Below are 16,072 nucleotides of genomic sequence, written 5' to 3' on the forward strand. Positions count from 1 at the left end.
GTCGGTGTCACCGCGTGGGAGGAGGGTGTTCAAGATCAATGTGTGACGAAAGAACTGAACACCCTCCTGACCGCACTCTACGTGCTGATCGATGACCATGTTGTGCCGGCCCGCGCCGGTCGTGGGCGGCGGCCGGAGCTGACCGACAGTGAACTGATCACCCTCGCGGTAGCCCAGGTTCTGCAGCGTTTTCCGAGCGAGCGGCGCTGGGTCCGCCACATCCGTGCCGACCGTGAGTGGCGGGCCATGTTCCCCGCCATGCCGACCCAATCGGGCTATCACAAGCGGTTGAAGACGGCAGAGCCGTTGCTGTGCAAGGCGATCGTCACCTTGGCCGCGTGCTGCCCGTCCTGGTTCGACGACGTGTGGATGACCGACGCCACCCCAGTGCCCTGCGGCATGTCCCGCGAGACCGTCAAGCGTTCCGACCTGGCCGGACACGCCGGCTACGGCTACTGCGCGTCACACTCTCGCTGGTACTGGGGTCTCAAGCTTTACCTCGTGTGCACCGGAGACGGGATGCCGATCATGTGGTGCCTGGCCAACCCCAAACTCGGTGAACGCGACGTACTGGCCGCCCTGCTCGACCGCAACCACCACTTGATCCGTACCGGCCAGATCCTCCTGGCCGACAAGGGCTTCGCCGGCAAACACTTCAAACAACTCACCACCGCGATGGGCCTGGAGTTGCTACGCCCGGACCGCAAGGACGAGACCTACCGCAACGGCAACCTCGGCGGCGTGCGCCAGTGGATCGAATCGGTCCAACCAGACCCTCAAAGGCCAACTCGACCTCGAACACCACGGCGCCCGCACCCCAGCAGGTGTGTTCACCCGAGTCGCCCAACGCCTGCTGGCCATGGCCGCGGGCATCTGGCACAACTGGACCACCAACACGACCAGCAAACGATCACTGATCGCGTTCGACCACTAACACCAACTTCACGGAATCACTCATCTAGGAGACGCTGACGACCGGGGAGCCTGTTTCCGCGGACTCCCCCGCCTCCTCGGCGATGCGCATGGCCTCCTCGATGAGGGTCTCCACGATCTGGTGCTCCGGGACGGTCTTGATGACCTGGCCCTTGACGAAGATCTGGCCCTTGCCGTTGCCGGAGGCCACGCCGAGGTCGGCCTCGCGCGCCTCGCCCGGTCCGTTCACCACGCAACCCATCACGGCGACCCGCAGCGGCACCTCCATGCCCTCCAGGCCCGCGGTCACCTCGTCGGCCAGCTTGTAGACGTCGACCTGTGCCCGCCCACACGACGGGCACGACACGATCTCCAGCTTGCGGGGTCGCAGGTTCAGCGACTGCAGGATCTGCGTGCCGACCTTGACCTCCTCCACCGGCGGCGCGGACAGCGACACCCGGATGGTGTCCCCGATCCCCTGCCGAAGAAGGGCACCGAACGCCACCGCGGACTTGATCGTGCCCTGGAACGCCGGGCCGGCCTCGGTGACACCGAGGTGCAGCGGGTAGTCGCACTGCTCGGCCAGCAGCTCGTACGCCCGCACCATGATCACCGGGTCGTTGTGCTTCACGGAGATCTTGATGTCGTGGAAGTCGTGCTCGGCGAACAGCGACGCCTCCCACAGCGCCGACTCGGCGAGCGCCTCCGGGGTGGCCTTGCCGTACTTCTTGAGCAGGCGGGGGTCGAGCGAGCCCGCGTTCACCCCGATCCGGATCGGCGTGCCCCGGTCGCGGGCGGCGGCGGCGATCTCGGCGACCTTGTCGTCGAACTTCTTGATGTTGCCCGGGTTCACCCGCACGGCCGCGCAGCCGGCGTCGATCGCCGCGAAGACGTACTTCGGCTGGAAATGGATGTCGGCGATGACCGGGATCTGCGACTTGGCGGCAATGGCCGGCAGCGCCTCCGCGTCGTCCTGGGACGGGCACGCCACCCGCACGATGTCACACCCGGCCGCGGTCAGCTCCGCGATCTGCTGCAACGTCGCGTTCACGTCCGCAGTCACCGTCGTGGTCATCGACTGGACCGAGACCGGGAAGTCACTCCCGACCCCCACCTTGCCGACCATCAACTGCCTGGTCTTGCGCCGCTCCGACAAAACGGGTGGCGGCGTGGCCGGCATGCCCAGCATGACCTCTTCGCTCATGACACCAGGCTACCGACCCCTGAGTAATCGGCTTGACGGACGGGTCCGCCGTCACTCGCCTGTTCGGCGGCCGTTATTGACCTATTCGGATGGGATTCACGATGTCGGCGGTCACTGTGAGCAACACCACCGCACCGCCGATGAAGATCACCACCATCGTGACCGCGGACAGCTTGGTGTAGTCGACCGGACCGCCGGCGGGCTTGCCGCGCAGCTTCCGGAGCCAGTCCCGGATCTTCTCGTAGAACAGGACCGCGATGTGCCCGCCGTCGAGTGGCAGCAGCGGTAGCAGGTTGAACACGCCGACGAAGAAGTTCAGCGTCGCGAGCAGCAGCAGGAACAGCTCCCACACGCCCTGCTCGACGGCGTCACCGCCGATGATGCTCGCGCCGACCACGCTGACCGGTGTGTCCGGGTCGCGCTCCCCGCCGCCGATGGCCTCGACGACCTTCGGGATCCGCGACGGGAAGGCGAGGATGCCCTCCCAGACGCGGGCGAACATGGTGCCGGTGAACTCGAGCGAGCCGCCGATCGCGGTGCCCGCGTTGTAGTGGTAGATCGGCGTGCTGGTGACGCCGATGGCGCCGACCTCGACGAGCCTGTTGTCGTCCGCGCCGCGCTTGGCATCCGGCGCCACCCGCTCGACGGTCGGGATGTCGATGGTGATCGTGCGCTCGGCCCCGTCCCGCCTGACCACGAAGTCGTGCTCGCCACGCAGCTTCTGCACCCGGGCGACCACGTCCGACCAGGTCGGGGTGGCCACGCCGTCGATGCTGACGATCTCGTCCCCGGCCCGGAGGCCGGCGTCACGGGCGGGGGCCGGGTCGTTCGCGCCGCAGTCGGCGTACTCGAACGTCTTCGCGTCCTGGGTGGACGCGGCGCAGTCGGTGCCGCTGATCACCGGCGTGCCGGCCACGTTCGGCAGCCCCATAGTGGCGGCCAGCAGGTACAGGATGATGAAGCCGAGGATGAAGTGCGTCACCGAGCCGGAGACCATCACGACGAAGCGCTTCCACGTCGGGTAACGCCACATCGCGCGCGGCGCCTCGTCCGGCGTCACCTCGTCGAGCGCGGTCATGCCGGCGATGTCGCAGAAGCCGCCCGCCGGGATGGCCTTGAGGCCGTACTCGGTCTCACCGCGCTTGAAGGACCAGATCTTCGGGCCGAAGCCGATGAAGTACCGGCGCACCTTCATGCCGAAGGCCTTGGCGGCCCACATGTGCCCGGCCTCGTGCAGCGCCACGGACGCGCAGATGCCCAGCGCGAACAGCACGACCCCAAGCAACCATGGGAGCACTTCGTCTTCAGTCCCTTCCTGCGGTGAGCAGCTCGCGGGCGCGGGCACGGGCCCAGTCCTCCGCCGCGAGCACCTCTTCGACGCCGCTTGGCTCGTGATGCCAGTCGCGTGCGTCGTCGAGGACGTGTTGGACAGTGTCCACAATCGTGGTGAAGGCCGTGTGTTCTTCCGCGAAAGCGGTGACTGCTTCCTCGTTCGCGGCGTTGTAGATCGCGGGAAGACAGCCACCCGCCGTGCCGGCCTGGCGGGCGAGCCGGACGGCCGGGAACGTGTCGTCGTCGAGCGGCTCGAACGTCCAGGCGGTGGGCTCGGCGAACGTGACGGGGCGGGCGGCGTCGGCGACGCGGTCCGGCCAGCCGAGCGCCAGCGAGATCGGCAGGCGCATGTCCGGCGGGCTGGCCTGCGCGAGCGTGGACCCGTCGGTGAACAACACCATCGAGTGAATGACCGACTGCGGGTGCACCACCACGTCGATGCGGTCGTACGGGACACCGAACAGCAGGTGGGCCTCGATCAGCTCCAGCCCCTTGTTCACGAGCGTGGCCGAGTTGATCGTGACGACCGGCCCCATGTCCCACGTGGGGTGGGCCAGGGCCTCCCGGACCGTGACGTTCGCCAACTCCTCCCGGCGGCGACCGCGGAACGGGCCGCCGGACGCCGTCAGCACCAGCCGGGCCACCTCGTCCGGGTGTCCACCACGCAGGCACTGGGCGATGGCGGAGTGCTCGGAGTCGACGGGCACGATCTGGCCCGGCTTGGCGGCCTTCAGCACCAGCGGCCCACCCGCGATCAGCGACTCCTTGTTGGCGAGCGCGAGCGTGGCGCCGGTGTCGAGCGCGGCGAGCGTCGGCGCGAGGCCGCGGGAGCCCGTGATGGCGTTGAGCACGACGTCGGCCGGCGTCTCCGCGATCAGCGTCGGCACCGCGTCGGGCCCGGCCAGGATGCGGGGCAGCTGGAACTCGCCCCGGTCGTAGCCGCGCTTCTGCGCTTCCGCGTAGAGGGCGAGCTGCACGTCCTCCGCGGCCGTCGCCTTGGACACGGCCACCGCTCGGACGCGGTGAGTGAGGGCCTGCGCGGCCAGCGCCGCGGGGTCGGTGCCGCCGGCGGCCACGCCGACGACGTCGAACAGGTCGGGGTTGGCCGAGACGACGTCGAGAGCCTGGACGCCGACCGAGCCGGTGGAGCCCAGGACGAGCACGGTGCGCTTGGTCATCGCGGGCCATTGTTCCTCGCACGCCCTCGACCTCCCCGTTCGGGGGCGTGTGGGAGCATGACGTCACCCGAACGAACGCAAGGAGGGGACGTGGCAGGCTCTCAACTTGAGAAGCGGCCGACGACCGCGGTCGACCCGCACGAGGAGCCGTCCGCGGAGTGGGGCTGGCACGGCCGCTTCCCGCGGGGCCGCGAGATCGGCGGTTGGTTCACGGTGATCGCCTTCGTGATCATGGCGTTCGTCGGCAACCACGTCGCCGAGACCGAGCGTCTGTGGCTGCTCGGCATCAGCGCGGGGCTCGTCATCGTGCTGGTCGGTCAGCGGGTCCGCCAACGCACTTCCTGGCGCCGATAAGCGTCGTCGAACTCACCAAGGCGGCGGAGCGCCTCATGACGCTCCGCCGCCTTTTGGTGTGCGCGAAAACGGGGTAGCCACAATTTCTACCAAGTGGTAGAAATTTATGAGAGCGCTTCCATCCAGCTCACAGGGGAGACGATGATCATGAGCGCGATTTCCGTGCAGCTCTACTCTGTCCGAGAAGCCTTCGCCGCCGACCCGAACGGCACCCTCGCCCGTCTTGCCGCCATCGGGTTCACCCAGGTCGAGCCGTACGGGCTCGTCGACAACGCGGCCGCCCTGCGCACCGGGCTGCCCGACCACGGGCTGACCGCGCCGACCGCGCACGCCAAGCTCATCGGCGCCGACCAGGACGCGGTGTTCACCGCCGCGGTCGCCTGCGGCGTCGGCGTCGTCATCGACCCGTTCACCCCGGGCGAGCAGTGGCGGACCGCGGCGGACGTCACCGCGACGGCCGCCGCGCTCAACGACGCCGCCAAACGCGGAGCGGCCCACGGCGTCACCGTCGGCTACCACAACCACTGGTGGGAGCTGGAGACCTCGTTCGACGGGCGCAGTGCGTTCGAGGTGTTCGCCGACCAGCTCGACCCTCAGCTGGTGGTCGAGGTCGACACGTACTGGGCGACGGCAGGCGGTGCCGACGCGCCCGCCCTGCTCCGCCGCCTCGGCAAGAAGGTGCACGCGCTGCACATCAAGGACGGCGACCTCGCCACCGACGCGTCCGGGCAGGTCCCCGCCGGGCAGGGCCGGGTGCCGGTCGCCGACGTGCTCGCGGCGGCGCCCGAGGCGTTGCGCGTGGTGGAGTTCGACGCCTACGACGGCGACATCTTCGACGGTCTCGCCGCGAGCTACGCCTACCTGACGGGAGCGGCGCGATGACCAGCGGGCCCGTCACGGTCGGCGTGATCGGCGCCGGCGTCATCAGCGACGAGTACCTCACGAACCTCACCGCGTTCGCTGACCTGCGGGTCCTGATGGTCGCCGACCTGGACCTCGCGCGGGCCGCGACACAGGCGGAGAAGTACGGCGTGCCGCGCTCCGGCACCGCGGCCGACCTGCTCGCCGACCCGGAGATCGAGCTGGTCGTGAACCTGACCATCCCGGCCGCCCACGTCGACGTCGGGCTGGCGGCGCTCGACGCGGGCAAGAGCGTGTGGGCGGAGAAGCCGCTCGCGCTGGACCGTGAGTCCGGGCGCAAGCTCCTCGACAGCGCGGCCGAGAAGGGCCTGCGGGTCGCGAGCGCGCCGGACACCGTCCTCGGCGCCGGCATGCAGACCGCGCGCCGCGCGATCGACGAGGGCCGGATCGGCGAGCCGAAGACCGCGCTCGCGATCTTCCAGACACCGGGACCCGAGAGCTGGCACCCCGCCCCGGAGTTCCTGTTCCAGACCGGCGGCGGGCCGCTCCTGGACATGGGCCCGTACTACCTGACCGCACTCGTGCAGCTCCTCGGCCCGATCCGCCGGGTGACGGGGGCGGGCGGCCGCAACCGCGAGGTCCGCGTCATCGGCTCGGGTCCGCGCGCCGGCACGGAGTTCCCGGTGACGGTGCCGACCACGGTCACCGCGCTGGTCGACTTCGAGCATGGCGGCTCGGCGCAGCTCATGCTGAGCTTCGACTCGGCACTGCGGCGGGTGCTGCTGGAGCTCACCGGCACGGTCGGCGCGGCGGTGCTGCCGGACCCGAACAGGTTCGACGGGCCGACGTTGCTCCACACGCTCGGCACGACCGAGCTGGCCGAGGTGCCGTCGGAAGGTGCCACTGCCACCCGTGGCACCGGCGTGTTGGAGCTTGCCAGGGCGATCCGTGCCGGCGAGCCGGAACGCGCCTCCGGTGAGCTCGCCTACCACGTGCTCGACGCGATGCTCTCCATCGACGAGTCGATCACCACGGGCGAGCCGGTCGCCGTGGAGAGCACCGTGGTGGTCCCCCCGGCCGTGCCGGCCGACTGGGACCCGTACGCGCGGACGCTCTAGATCGGGTCGGTGAGGATGCTGTCGAGGTAATGACGAAGTGCCCCGACGAGGTCCACCTCGTCGGGCTTCGTCAGCCACTGCACCTGCAGGCCGTCCGACAGCGACATGTAGGTCAACGCGGCGACGTGTGGGTCGACGCCAGGCCGCAGCTCGCCTCGTTCCGCGAGTACGCGGAAGGTCTCGTACGCCGACCGGCGGGCGATCCGGTAGTGCCGCACGAAGTAGTCGTGCGCGGGGTGGTCCGGCGCGACCGCCTCGGCGGCGAGCCGTGAGTACAGCTCGACGATGCCGGGGTGCGCGACGTTGTACTCGGCCAACGCGATCCAGTGCCGCAGCACCTCGAGTCCCGGCGGCGCGTTGAGCTGCTCCCGCTCGGCGTCATCGGCGTCGCGCCGCTCCAACACGGCGGCCAGCAGGGCTTCCTTGGTCGGGAAGTAGTAGAGGAGGCCGGCATGCGTGATCCCGGCGCGTTTGGCGACCTCTCGCAGTGAGGACCCGTGGTACCCGGCCTCGGCGTACACGGCGACCGCCGCGGCGAGGATGTCCTCCCGGCGGATCCGTCCCTTGGCGTAGCCCCTGTCCACGGCTGGCACCGTCCCATCATGCCGGTCCGCCAACCGGTCGAGGTACGCGGCCGGTTACCCGGTGATACACAGCGGACGCCCGCGCACCTGTGGTGTCACCGCCCTCCCGCCGAGTAGCGTCATTCGCGATGAGCATTGTGAGCAGGGGATTTCACGGCCGCCGCGAGCCGGCCGCCGCTGATCTGCCGCCCGGGCAGTACCTCACCCAGGACTTCCCGGTGTTGCAGGCCGGCCCCACACCACGGATCGACCTCGACGACTGGCGTTTCACGATCAACAACGAGGTCGGCGAGAAGTACTCCTGGACATGGCGGGAGCTCCTGGCGCTGCCCAGCGAACGCCCCACGGTCGACATCCATTGCGTGACAAGCTGGTCGAAGCTGAAGACCTCGTGGCAGGGCGTCTCGTTGGACAGCCTGTTCGAGGACGTGGAGACCGCGGCCGACCACGCGTTCGTGCGTTCCTACGGCGGCTACACCACGAACCTGCCGCTGGAGGACCTGCTCGACGGCAAGGCGTGGATCGCGTACCGGTTCGAGGGCGAGGACCTGCCCGGCGAGCACGGCGGTCCCGCGCGCCTTCTGGTGCCACACCTGTACTTCTGGAAGTCGGCCAAGTGGGTGACCGGCATCGACCTGCGCAACGACGACGAACCCGGGTTCTGGGAGTCGCTGGGCTACCACAACTACGGCGACCCGTGGCGCGAGCAGCGCTATACCGATGACTAGGACGGCGCCGGTCCGGCGCCGCACCCCGTGGCTCGCCGCGCGGGTGCGGGCAGTGCGCTCGGAGACCTCCGTGTCCCGCACGATCGTGCTCGAGGTGCCGGGGTGGCCTGGGCACGCCGCCGGCCAGCACGTGGATGTGAAGCTGACCGCGCCGGACGGCTACAGCGCGCAACGGAGCTACTCGATCGCGGCACCGCCGTCCGGGGACCTCGTCGAGCTGACGGTGCAACGCGTCGAGGACGGCGAGGTGTCGCCGTATCTGGTCGACGAGTTGCTGCCGACCGACGAGCTGGAGGTACGCGGCCCGATCGGCGGCTGGTTCACGTGGCGTCCGTCCGAGCCCGGCCCTGTGCTCCTGGTGGCGGGCGGTTCGGGCATCGTGCCGCTGATGGCGATGGTCCGCGAACGTGCCCTCGCGGGAAGCACGGCGGCATTCAGTCTGGTGTACTCGGTGCGCGGCCCTTCGGACGTGTTCTACGCGTCGGAACTGTCGGCAGCCGACATCCCCGTGCGGCTGCTGTACACCCGTGTCGCCGCCCCGGATCGTCCCGCGGGCCGGATCACCGCGGCGGACCTGCCGCCGTCGGCGGACGCGAAGGTGTACGTGTGCGGCCCGACGGGTTTCGTCGAGGCGGTATCGGAGGTACTGCTGGCGCGGGGGCAGGACCCGGCGAGCATCCGAACGGAACGTTTCGGCCCGAGCGGAGGATGAGATGCACGGTGACGGTTTCGTCGACGGCAACAGCGCGGCCGGCATGTTCGCCGAGGCACTGGGACTCGACATCACGACGGCGGTGGTGACCTGCGCGGGCTGCGGCCGAGGCGGCCCGTTCGCGGAAACCCATGTGTACGACCAGGGTCCGGGCGTCGTGGCCCGCTGCACCACCTGCGAGGCCGTGGTCGCCCGCCTGGTCCGCACCCCGACCGACGCATGGCTCGACCTACGCGGCGCCCGCTCGGTCCGCATCCCGTTGAGCCAGTAGCTACCGCTTTGTGCGCTTACGCTGGTTGCTCCTTCGTGCGCGGGGCCGGCTTGCCCGGCAGGATGTTGTGCCAGCGGTTGAACACGTTGTCCGGGTCGAACTCGGCCTTGATCGCGGTCAGCCTGTCGTAGTTCTCCCGGCCGAACCCGGCGACCACCCGGTCGGCGCCCTCGTCGCCGATGAAGTTCAGGTAGATGGCGCCTGTGCTCCAGTCCCGCAGCGCGTTGCGCACGTTGCTCACCCAACGCCGGACTCGTTCGTCATCGGCCGGGTTCTCCCACATCGCGAAGGGATGCACGACCCACGGCGCGTCGCGGTTGGCCATCGGCCACCCGGCACGCGCGACCGCCCCGCCCCACGGCAACAGCACGTTCATCGTCGGCGATGGCGTGATCATTTCGTAGGCGCTCGCGCAGAACCGCCGCACGGCCTCGTCCGGAAGCGCGCTGAGGTACTCGGCGGACCAGTAGTTCCGGTAGCCGGGCGGGTCGTCCAGCATGCACTGCAGCTCGGCGTACGGGATGTCGGTCAGCACCTGGCCGGCGGGCGACAGTTCGAGCAGCGGCGCGACGAGGTCACGCAGCTCGGCCTCGGGACCGGTGTACGTGACGAGCGCGGCACAGCAGAGCGTGCCCACCAACCAGTCGGGCACGAACTCCTCCGGTGGACCGGTCATGGTCAGCACAGCGCCGCCGACGTCGTCCGACGCTTCCGCCATGAGGTCGCGGAAGCACATGGCGACGGCATCGCTCTCCACCATCGGCCAGAGCAGCAGCGCGAACGAGAAGTCGGGCAGTGGGTGCAGCCGGAAGGTGAACGACGTGGCCACGCCGAAGTTGCCGCCACCGCCGTGCAGCGCCCAGAACAGGTCGGGGTTCTCCGTCTCGCTCGCGGTGACGAGCCGTCCGTCGGCGAGCACCAGCTCCACCGACAGCAGGTTGTCGCACGCCAGCCCGTACTTCCGCTCCAGCCACCCGGATCCGCCGCCCAGCGTCAGGCCGCCCACACCGGTGGTGGAGACGCGGCCGCCGGTGGTCGCCACCCCGTGCTCCTGGGTCGCCCGGTCGAACACGCTCCACGTGGTGCCGCCACCGACCACCGCCATGCGAGCGTCCGGGGAAACCGTGACGGAACTGATCTTCCGAAGGTCGAGCACCAGCCCGCCCTCGACGAGACACGCGCCCGCCACGCTGTGGCCGCCGCTGCGCACGGCCACTGGCATCCCGGCCTGCCGCGCGAACGCGAGCGCTTCCCGCACGTCGGCAACGCCTTCACACTGCGCGATCACCGCCGGCGTGGTCGTCACCGCGACGTTGTAGATCGAACGCGCGTCCTCGTACCCGTCGTCGTCCCGGTTCAGCAGCGCGCCGCCGAAACGGCCGCGCAGATCGTCGATGTTCATGGCCCGGCCTCCTTGCCGCCGACAGACTGTCCCGTTCGGACAGTCGCGGCGCATTCAAGGATGACGGAAGCCGGCCGGGTGCGTTACCGCGTTAACCCTCGGCAGCGAGCTGACCGCACGCAGCCGCGATCTCCTGACCACGCGTGTCGCGAACAGTACAGCTGACGCCACCCTCGTTGACGCGACGGACGAACTCCCGCTCGACCGCCTTCGGAGACGCGTCCCACTGCGAGCCGGGCGTCGGGTTCAGCGGGATGACGTTCACGTGCACGAGCTGTGCCAGGTGCTTGCGCAGGCGCTTCGCCAACAGGTCCGCCCGCCACGGCTGGTCGTTCACGTCCCGGATCAACGCGTACTCGATCGAGACGCGGCGCCCGGACGTGTCCGCGTAGTACCGCGCCGCCTCCAGCACCTCGTCGACCGACCAGCGGTTGTTCACCGGCACCAACGTGTCGCGCAGCTCGTCGTCCGGGGTGTGCAGGGACACCGCCAAGCGGACCTGCATCTTCTCGTCCGCCAGCTTCCGGATCGCCGGGGCCAGCCCGACCGTCGACACCGTCACCGAACGCTGGGAGATCCCCAGCCCGGCCGGCGCCGGCTCGGTGATCCGACGCACCGCGGCCACCACGCGCTTGTAGTTGGCCAACGGCTCGCCCATCCCCATGAAGACGATGTTCGACAGACGTCCGGGCCCACCCAGCTCACCGTCACGCATGGCCGCGGCCGCGGCCCGGACCTGGTCCACGATCTCCGCCGTCGACAGGTTCCGCTCCAGACCGCCCTGGCCGGTCGCGCAGAACGGGCACGCCATACCGCAGCCAGCCTGACTCGACACACACAACGTCACCCGATCGGGGTAGCGCATGAGAACGCTCTCCAGCAGCGTGCCGTCGTGCGCCCGCCAGAGCGTCTTGCGGGTGGTGTCATCGTCGCAGCTCACGTGGCGGACCACGGACAGCAGCGGTGGCAGCAGCGCCTCACCCAGCCGGGCACGGGACGCCGCCGGGATGTCGGTCATATCGCCGGCATCCGCGGTCAGACGCCCGAAGTAGTGGTTGGACAGCTGGTTCGCGCGGAACGGTTTCTCCCCCAGCTCGGCTACCGCGGCACGCCGCTCCTCGACCGACAGATCGGCAAGGTGACGGGGTGGCAGGCCGCGCTTGGGCGCGTCAAAGACTAGAGGCAAGGCCATAACCCGTTCAGTGTCCCATGCCAGCCAAAACGGTTAGCACTAGGCCATATGGTCCAGCAATGACTAGGCCGATCAGCGGCAGTCAGCTCAAGAAGCTGACGCGCCGCCTGCGGGACGGGACCGAAACCCCCGAAGACCTGCACGCCCTTGCCGACATACTGATCTACTACCGCCAAGTCCTGGAGCGCGCGCATACCGACGTGGCCCGATTGTGCGCAGAGACCCCAGCTCACGCCGAGCCGATGGCGCCACGCGTCAAGACACTCAGGACGACTCTGCAAAAGCTGCACCGCCAGCCTGACCTGCGATCCCTGGCGCAGATCCGCGACTTGGCCGGACTCCGCGTCGTGGTGCACGGCACCCGCGCCGACCAGGACGATGTCGTGGCACGCATTGCCGCACGACTACCCGACAGCAACCGACCCGCGAAGATCATCGACCGTCGGGTCGACCCGAGGGCCGGCTACCGTGCGGTCCACCTCGAGATACGCCGTGAGGGCATTCTGCTCGAAGTGCAAGTCCGCACCGCCCTACAACATCAATGGGCGGAACTCTTCGAGCGCACCGCTGACCGATTGGGGCGAGGTCTGCGCTACAGCGAACCTGTTCAACTCACAACCGAGGCGGCAACCTTCCTGCACGCGCTGGACGAGACCGCCTCGATGATCGACGCGGTTGAAGCGGACATCACATCAACGGACCCATCCGTTCGGAGTCTTGCCACCACGGCACAGAAACGAGCCGTGCACGCGCTTGACAAGGCAAATCACTACCTGGAGCAGCTACCATGACCACCGTGATCCACCTCGTGCTCGTTTACCGCCCGGAGACCGGTGAGCTCCTGGTTCGGGAGCATTTCACCGACGGCGACACAGCCATGCGGCGGCGGTTCGAGCTGGAGCGGGTGGCCGAGTACGCGGACACCGAGGTGGTCGTGCTGAGTGCGGACTCCGAGGAGACGCTGCACGAGACCCACGGCCGGTACTTCTACACCGCGGCCGAGCTTGCCCGTCGACTCAGGGACGCGGTCGCCGCCGCCTGACCTCGTCTGATCCGCGGTCTCCTCGGGTCGACCCGAAGATCCACGACTGCCCCGGCAGTTCGCTATGCGCGAGCTGTCGGGGCAGTCGTGTGTCTGCACTTCACCGATGGGTTGCATCGCGACAGGTTCCGATATATCGTGAACGTATCGCGATACCACGCGATACTTCATACAGGGAGGAACCCAATCATGCGTCCATCATTCGGACACCACCATCCATTCGAGGGCCGAGCGGCGTTCGGCGACCCACGTGCCCAGTTCCACGACATGCAGCAGCACCTTCGCGAGGCCCGTGGAGGGGTGCCCTTCCCGCCGTTTCCGCCGACCCCGCCTGGCGGTCCGTGGCCCGGGATGCCTGGGCCCGGCGGTCCGTTCGGGGGCTTTCCCGGCGGTCGCGGTCACCGGCGTGGCCGGGGTGAGCGGGGCGGCCGCGGCCGGCGTTCTCGTCGCGGCGACGTCCGGACGGCCATACTCGCGCTGCTCGCGGAGCGGCCCATGCACGGCTACGAGATGATCCAGGAGATCAAGGAGCGCAGCGGTGAGCTGTGGCGACCGAGCCCCGGCTCCGTCTACCCGACGCTCCAACTACTGGCCGACGAGGGCCTGATCGTCGACGAGGGCAGTGGCTCCCGCCGCCTGTACGCGCTCACCGATGAGGGCCGCACGGTCGCGGCGAAGATCGAGACCCCGCCGTGGGAGGAGATCGCCCGTGATGCCGACCCGCGCGACGTGAGTCTGCGGGACGCCGTCGGCCAGCTCATGGGTGCGGCCATGCAGGTCGCCAACGCCGCGTCGGACGGGCAGAAGAAGCGCGCCGTCGAGGTGCTCAACGAGGCACGGCGTGAGCTGTACGCCATCCTCGGCGAGGCCCCGACCTCGGAAGACGACGAGGACAGTCCTGCGGACGACGAGGACTAGAAGACAAGCCCGGTCGGCTTCCGCCTGGTCAACACGCGGTAGCCGACCGGGAACTCGAGGCCGGGGACGTCCCTGGTCGCCCGGTCGGCCACGCGTGGCGAGAACTCGATCCGCAGGACGGACTCCAGGCTCTGCCGGTCCGCGAAACGCCACCGCGTCTCGACGGTTCGGCAGTCGAAGCCCATTCGGGTGAAGAACCGGTCGACCTCGAACGGGTCGTACCTCGGCAGGTCGGCACGCATCCAGTCGCCGTAGGGCCGGTGCCGCGCGTCGAGGTCGACGATCACCAGCACACCGCCGGGCCGGAGCACCCGCTCCACCTCGGCGATGCCCGGCTCACAGCCCGGACCGAAGAAGTACGCGGTCCGGGCATGTGCCATGTCCACGCTCGCGTCCGGCATCGGCAACCGCTGAGCGGAGCCCAGCTTCACGTCCACGTTCGGCAGACGCGCCACCCGCTCCTGCGCGAGCGGGACCAGCGGCGCATACGGCTCAACCCCTGTGACGTGCCGCGCGGACGCGGCGAACCGGGGTAAGTGAAAACCTGTGCCACAGCCGATGTCCAGCACATCCCGGCCGGTCCAGTCGGCCACCTCCGCGAGCACCCGCCAGATCTCGCCGTCCACGTCCTGTGCCCGGTTCTCGACCTCGTAGGTCTCGGGCCAGTTCCAGATGTTCGGGCTCGGCAGGGTGTCAGCTCCACGACGCACGGCGGCTATCCGTTCACGAGCCCGTGACACCAGTCCCACATATCCAGGAAACCACGCGGGCTAGGCAGGAATGAACAGCCCGAGCAACAGCCATGACACCACGGCCGACGGCAGCAGCGAATCGAGCCGGTCCATGAGGCCGCCGTGACCGGGCAGCAGCGTGCCCATGTCCTTGATCTTGAGATCGCGCTTGATCAGCGACTCCACCAGATCGCCGATGGTCGCCGTGCACACCAGCGCGGCACCGAACAACGCGCCCTGCCACCACTGGCCGTCGAGCAGGAAGACCACCGCGAGCGTGCCGGCGGCGATGCCCGCGATCATGGAACCCACGAAGCCCTCCCAGGACTTCTTCGGGCTGATCGTCGGCGCCATCGGATGCCGGCCGAGCTTCGCGCCGGTCGTGTAGCCGCCGACGTCGTTGCACACCACCACGATGAGGAAGCACACCACCCTGGCCGCGCCGTTCTCGGCGACCACCAGCATCGCCGCGAACGACGCGAACAGCGGCACGTACGCGGCGGTCAGGATCGACGCGCCGATGTCGCGGACGTAGCCCTCCGCACCGCCGGGCAGCCGCCAGACCAGGCAGGCGAGAACCGTCAGCACGAACGCCGTCACCAGCCCGTCGCGCTCGAACGGCCACGACAGCCAGACCATGGCCTGGCCGCCGACCAGTAGGGGCCACAGCGTGACGCGAATGTTCGCGCCACGCTTGAGCGCGCCTGCCAGTTCCCATGTGCCCGTCGCGACGGCGATCGCGACGATGCCGACGAAGATCTGCCGCACGGTCAGCAGCGAAACGAGCACCGCGGCGCCGAGCAGGACGCCGACGGCGATCGCGGCCGGCAGGTTGCGTCCCGCCTTGGGGGCGGGGGGCGGCGCGGCCACGTCGCCGGTCGTCACACGGTTCTCCTCGACGGGTTCGGGCCCGGTGGGTGCGCTGATGGTGTCCATAGATGCCGGGCTCAGACTTCGAGCAGTTCCGCTTCCTTGTGCTTGACGAGCTCCTCCACCTGGTGGACGAACTTGTCCGTGAGGTGCTGCAGCTCCTTCTCGGCGCGGCTCACCTCGTCCTCGCCAGCCTCACCGTCCTTGACGATGCGGTGGAGCTCCTCGTTCGCCTTGCGGCGGACGTTGCGGATGGCGACTTTGGCGTCCTCGCCCTTGGACTTGGCGACCTTCACCATCTCCTTGCGGCGCTCCTCCGTCAGCTGGGGGATGACCACGCGGATGAGCGCACCGTCGTTGGTCGGGTTGACACCCAGGTCGGAATCGCGGATCGCCCGCTCGATGGCGCCGAGTTGGCTGATGTCGTAGGGCTTGATCACCGCCATCCGTGCTTCCGGCACGTTGACGCCGGCGAGCTGGTTGAGCGGGGTCGGGGCACCGTAGTAGTCGACGACGATCCGGGAGAACATCCCGGAGCTGGCGCGGCCGGTGCGCACCGAGGCGAGCTCCGCCTTGGCGTGCGCCACCGCGCTCTCCATCCTCTCCTCGGCGTCGAAGAGTGTTTCCTCGATCAAAGCCTGCTCCTGTTTCTCGGCTCCGCGC

General features: G+C 69.2%; 19 protein-coding genes and 1 pseudogene. 10 read left to right on the plus strand and 10 right to left on the minus strand.

What is annotated here, in order from left to right:
* The first annotated feature begins 42 nt into the window (after positions 1-42).
* Positions 43-934: pseudogene (locus VF106_RS28865) on the plus strand (IS982 family transposase).
* A 24-nt stretch (positions 935-958) separates the two neighbouring features.
* Here VF106_RS28865 and ispG read toward each other — a convergent pair.
* From ispG to dxr, 3 genes are all read right to left on the minus strand, one after another.
* On the minus strand, positions 959-2,116 hold the full coding sequence (ispG, locus tag VF106_RS28870; protein WP_330843009.1) for a flavodoxin-dependent (E)-4-hydroxy-3-methylbut-2-enyl-diphosphate synthase: 1,158 nt from the start codon (positions 2,114-2,116) through the stop codon (positions 959-961).
* 73 nt (positions 2,117-2,189) lie between these two features.
* Positions 2,190-3,413, minus strand: coding sequence for a M50 family metallopeptidase (locus VF106_RS28875; protein ID WP_330843010.1), 1,224 nt, complete (start codon positions 3,411-3,413; stop codon positions 2,190-2,192).
* Positions 3,414-3,420: 7 nt separating this feature from the next.
* Positions 3,421-4,626, minus strand: coding sequence for a 1-deoxy-D-xylulose-5-phosphate reductoisomerase (dxr, locus tag VF106_RS28880; RefSeq protein WP_330843011.1), 1,206 nt, complete (start codon positions 4,624-4,626; stop codon positions 3,421-3,423).
* A 90-nt stretch (positions 4,627-4,716) separates the two neighbouring features.
* Here dxr and VF106_RS28885 point away from each other — a divergent pair, with 90 nt between their 5' ends.
* The 3 genes from VF106_RS28885 (at position 4,717) to VF106_RS28895 (ending at position 6,959) form a co-directional block, all read left to right on the plus strand.
* Complete coding sequence (locus VF106_RS28885; RefSeq protein WP_330843012.1) at positions 4,717-4,980, plus strand: DUF2631 domain-containing protein; 264 nt, start codon at positions 4,717-4,719, stop codon at positions 4,978-4,980.
* 147 nt (positions 4,981-5,127) lie between these two features.
* Positions 5,128-5,862, plus strand: coding sequence for a sugar phosphate isomerase/epimerase family protein (locus tag VF106_RS28890; protein ID WP_330843013.1), 735 nt, complete (start codon positions 5,128-5,130; stop codon positions 5,860-5,862).
* Positions 5,859-6,959, plus strand: a complete 1,101-nt coding sequence (locus VF106_RS28895; RefSeq protein WP_330843014.1) for a Gfo/Idh/MocA family protein — start codon at positions 5,859-5,861, stop codon at positions 6,957-6,959. Before VF106_RS28890 ends, VF106_RS28895 begins: the two co-directional genes overlap by 4 nt.
* Here the strand turns inward: VF106_RS28895 and VF106_RS28900 are convergent.
* Positions 6,956-7,552: a TetR/AcrR family transcriptional regulator gene (locus tag VF106_RS28900; protein ID WP_330843015.1), complete on the minus strand. Its 597-nt coding sequence runs from the start codon at positions 7,550-7,552 to the stop codon at positions 6,956-6,958. The two genes, VF106_RS28895 and VF106_RS28900, sit on opposite strands and share 4 nt — an antisense overlap.
* 119 nt (positions 7,553-7,671) lie before the next feature.
* On the opposite strand from VF106_RS28900, the gene VF106_RS28905 reads away from it, so the two are divergent.
* Genes VF106_RS28905 through VF106_RS28915 form a run of 3 tightly spaced genes read left to right on the plus strand, consistent with a single transcriptional unit; the run spans position 7,672 to position 9,254 of the window.
* On the plus strand, positions 7,672-8,271 hold the full coding sequence (locus VF106_RS28905; RefSeq protein ID WP_330843016.1) for a sulfite oxidase-like oxidoreductase: 600 nt from the start codon (positions 7,672-7,674) through the stop codon (positions 8,269-8,271).
* Positions 8,264-8,983 (plus strand): ferredoxin reductase, encoded by a 720-nt coding sequence (locus VF106_RS28910; protein WP_330843017.1) that lies wholly within the window; start codon positions 8,264-8,266, stop codon positions 8,981-8,983. The genes VF106_RS28905 and VF106_RS28910 overlap by 8 nt, the downstream gene beginning before the upstream one ends.
* A gap of 1 nt (position 8,984) precedes the next feature.
* Entirely contained in the window at positions 8,985-9,254 is a 270-nt protein-coding gene (locus VF106_RS28915) for a DUF6510 family protein (protein ID WP_330843018.1), read from the plus strand.
* Positions 9,255-9,270: 16 nt separating this feature from the next.
* Here VF106_RS28915 and VF106_RS28920 read toward each other — a convergent pair whose 3' ends face one another.
* A complete protein-coding gene (locus VF106_RS28920; RefSeq protein WP_330843019.1) occupies positions 9,271-10,656 on the minus strand; it encodes an FAD-binding oxidoreductase in 1,386 nt (461 codons plus the stop codon).
* 91 nt (positions 10,657-10,747) lie between these two features.
* Entirely contained in the window at positions 10,748-11,848 is a 1,101-nt protein-coding gene (gene rlmN / locus VF106_RS28925; RefSeq protein WP_330843020.1) for a dual-specificity RNA methyltransferase RlmN, read from the minus strand.
* Positions 11,849-11,907: 59 nt separating this feature from the next.
* On the opposite strand from rlmN, the gene VF106_RS28930 reads away from it, so the two are divergent.
* Both VF106_RS28930 and VF106_RS28935 read left to right on the plus strand, forming a co-directional pair.
* A complete protein-coding gene (locus VF106_RS28930) occupies positions 11,908-12,639 on the plus strand; it encodes a RelA/SpoT domain-containing protein (protein WP_330843021.1) in 732 nt (243 codons plus the stop codon).
* Complete coding sequence (locus VF106_RS28935; RefSeq protein WP_330843022.1) at positions 12,636-12,890, plus strand: hypothetical protein; 255 nt, start codon at positions 12,636-12,638, stop codon at positions 12,888-12,890. Before VF106_RS28930 ends, VF106_RS28935 begins: the two co-directional genes overlap by 4 nt.
* A gap of 198 nt (positions 12,891-13,088) precedes the next feature.
* Here VF106_RS28935 and VF106_RS28940 read toward each other — a convergent pair whose 3' ends face one another.
* Positions 13,089-13,391, minus strand: a complete 303-nt coding sequence (locus VF106_RS28940) for a hypothetical protein (protein WP_330843023.1) — start codon at positions 13,389-13,391, stop codon at positions 13,089-13,091.
* Here VF106_RS28940 and VF106_RS28945 point away from each other — a divergent pair.
* Positions 13,386-13,808 (plus strand): PadR family transcriptional regulator, encoded by a 423-nt coding sequence (locus tag VF106_RS28945; RefSeq protein ID WP_330843024.1) that lies wholly within the window; start codon positions 13,386-13,388, stop codon positions 13,806-13,808. The two genes, VF106_RS28940 and VF106_RS28945, sit on opposite strands and share 6 nt — an antisense overlap.
* On the opposite strand, the gene VF106_RS28950 is transcribed toward VF106_RS28945, so the two are convergent.
* Genes VF106_RS28950 through frr form a run of 3 tightly spaced genes read right to left on the minus strand, consistent with a single transcriptional unit; the run spans position 13,805 to position 16,044 of the window.
* Complete coding sequence (locus VF106_RS28950) at positions 13,805-14,518, minus strand: class I SAM-dependent methyltransferase (RefSeq protein WP_330843025.1); 714 nt, start codon at positions 14,516-14,518, stop codon at positions 13,805-13,807. The two genes, VF106_RS28945 and VF106_RS28950, sit on opposite strands and share 4 nt — an antisense overlap.
* 60 nt (positions 14,519-14,578) lie before the next feature.
* Entirely contained in the window at positions 14,579-15,490 is a 912-nt protein-coding gene (locus VF106_RS28955) for a phosphatidate cytidylyltransferase (protein ID WP_414639085.1), read from the minus strand.
* Positions 15,487-16,044 (minus strand): ribosome recycling factor, encoded by a 558-nt coding sequence (gene frr / locus VF106_RS28960; protein ID WP_330843027.1) that lies wholly within the window; start codon positions 16,042-16,044, stop codon positions 15,487-15,489. The genes VF106_RS28955 and frr overlap by 4 nt, the downstream gene beginning before the upstream one ends.
* Positions 16,045-16,072 lie beyond the last annotated feature (28 nt).

It is taken from the genome of Actinophytocola sp. (genome assembly GCF_036378875.1).
Taxonomy (GTDB): domain Bacteria; phylum Actinomycetota; class Actinomycetes; order Mycobacteriales; family Pseudonocardiaceae; genus Actinophytocola.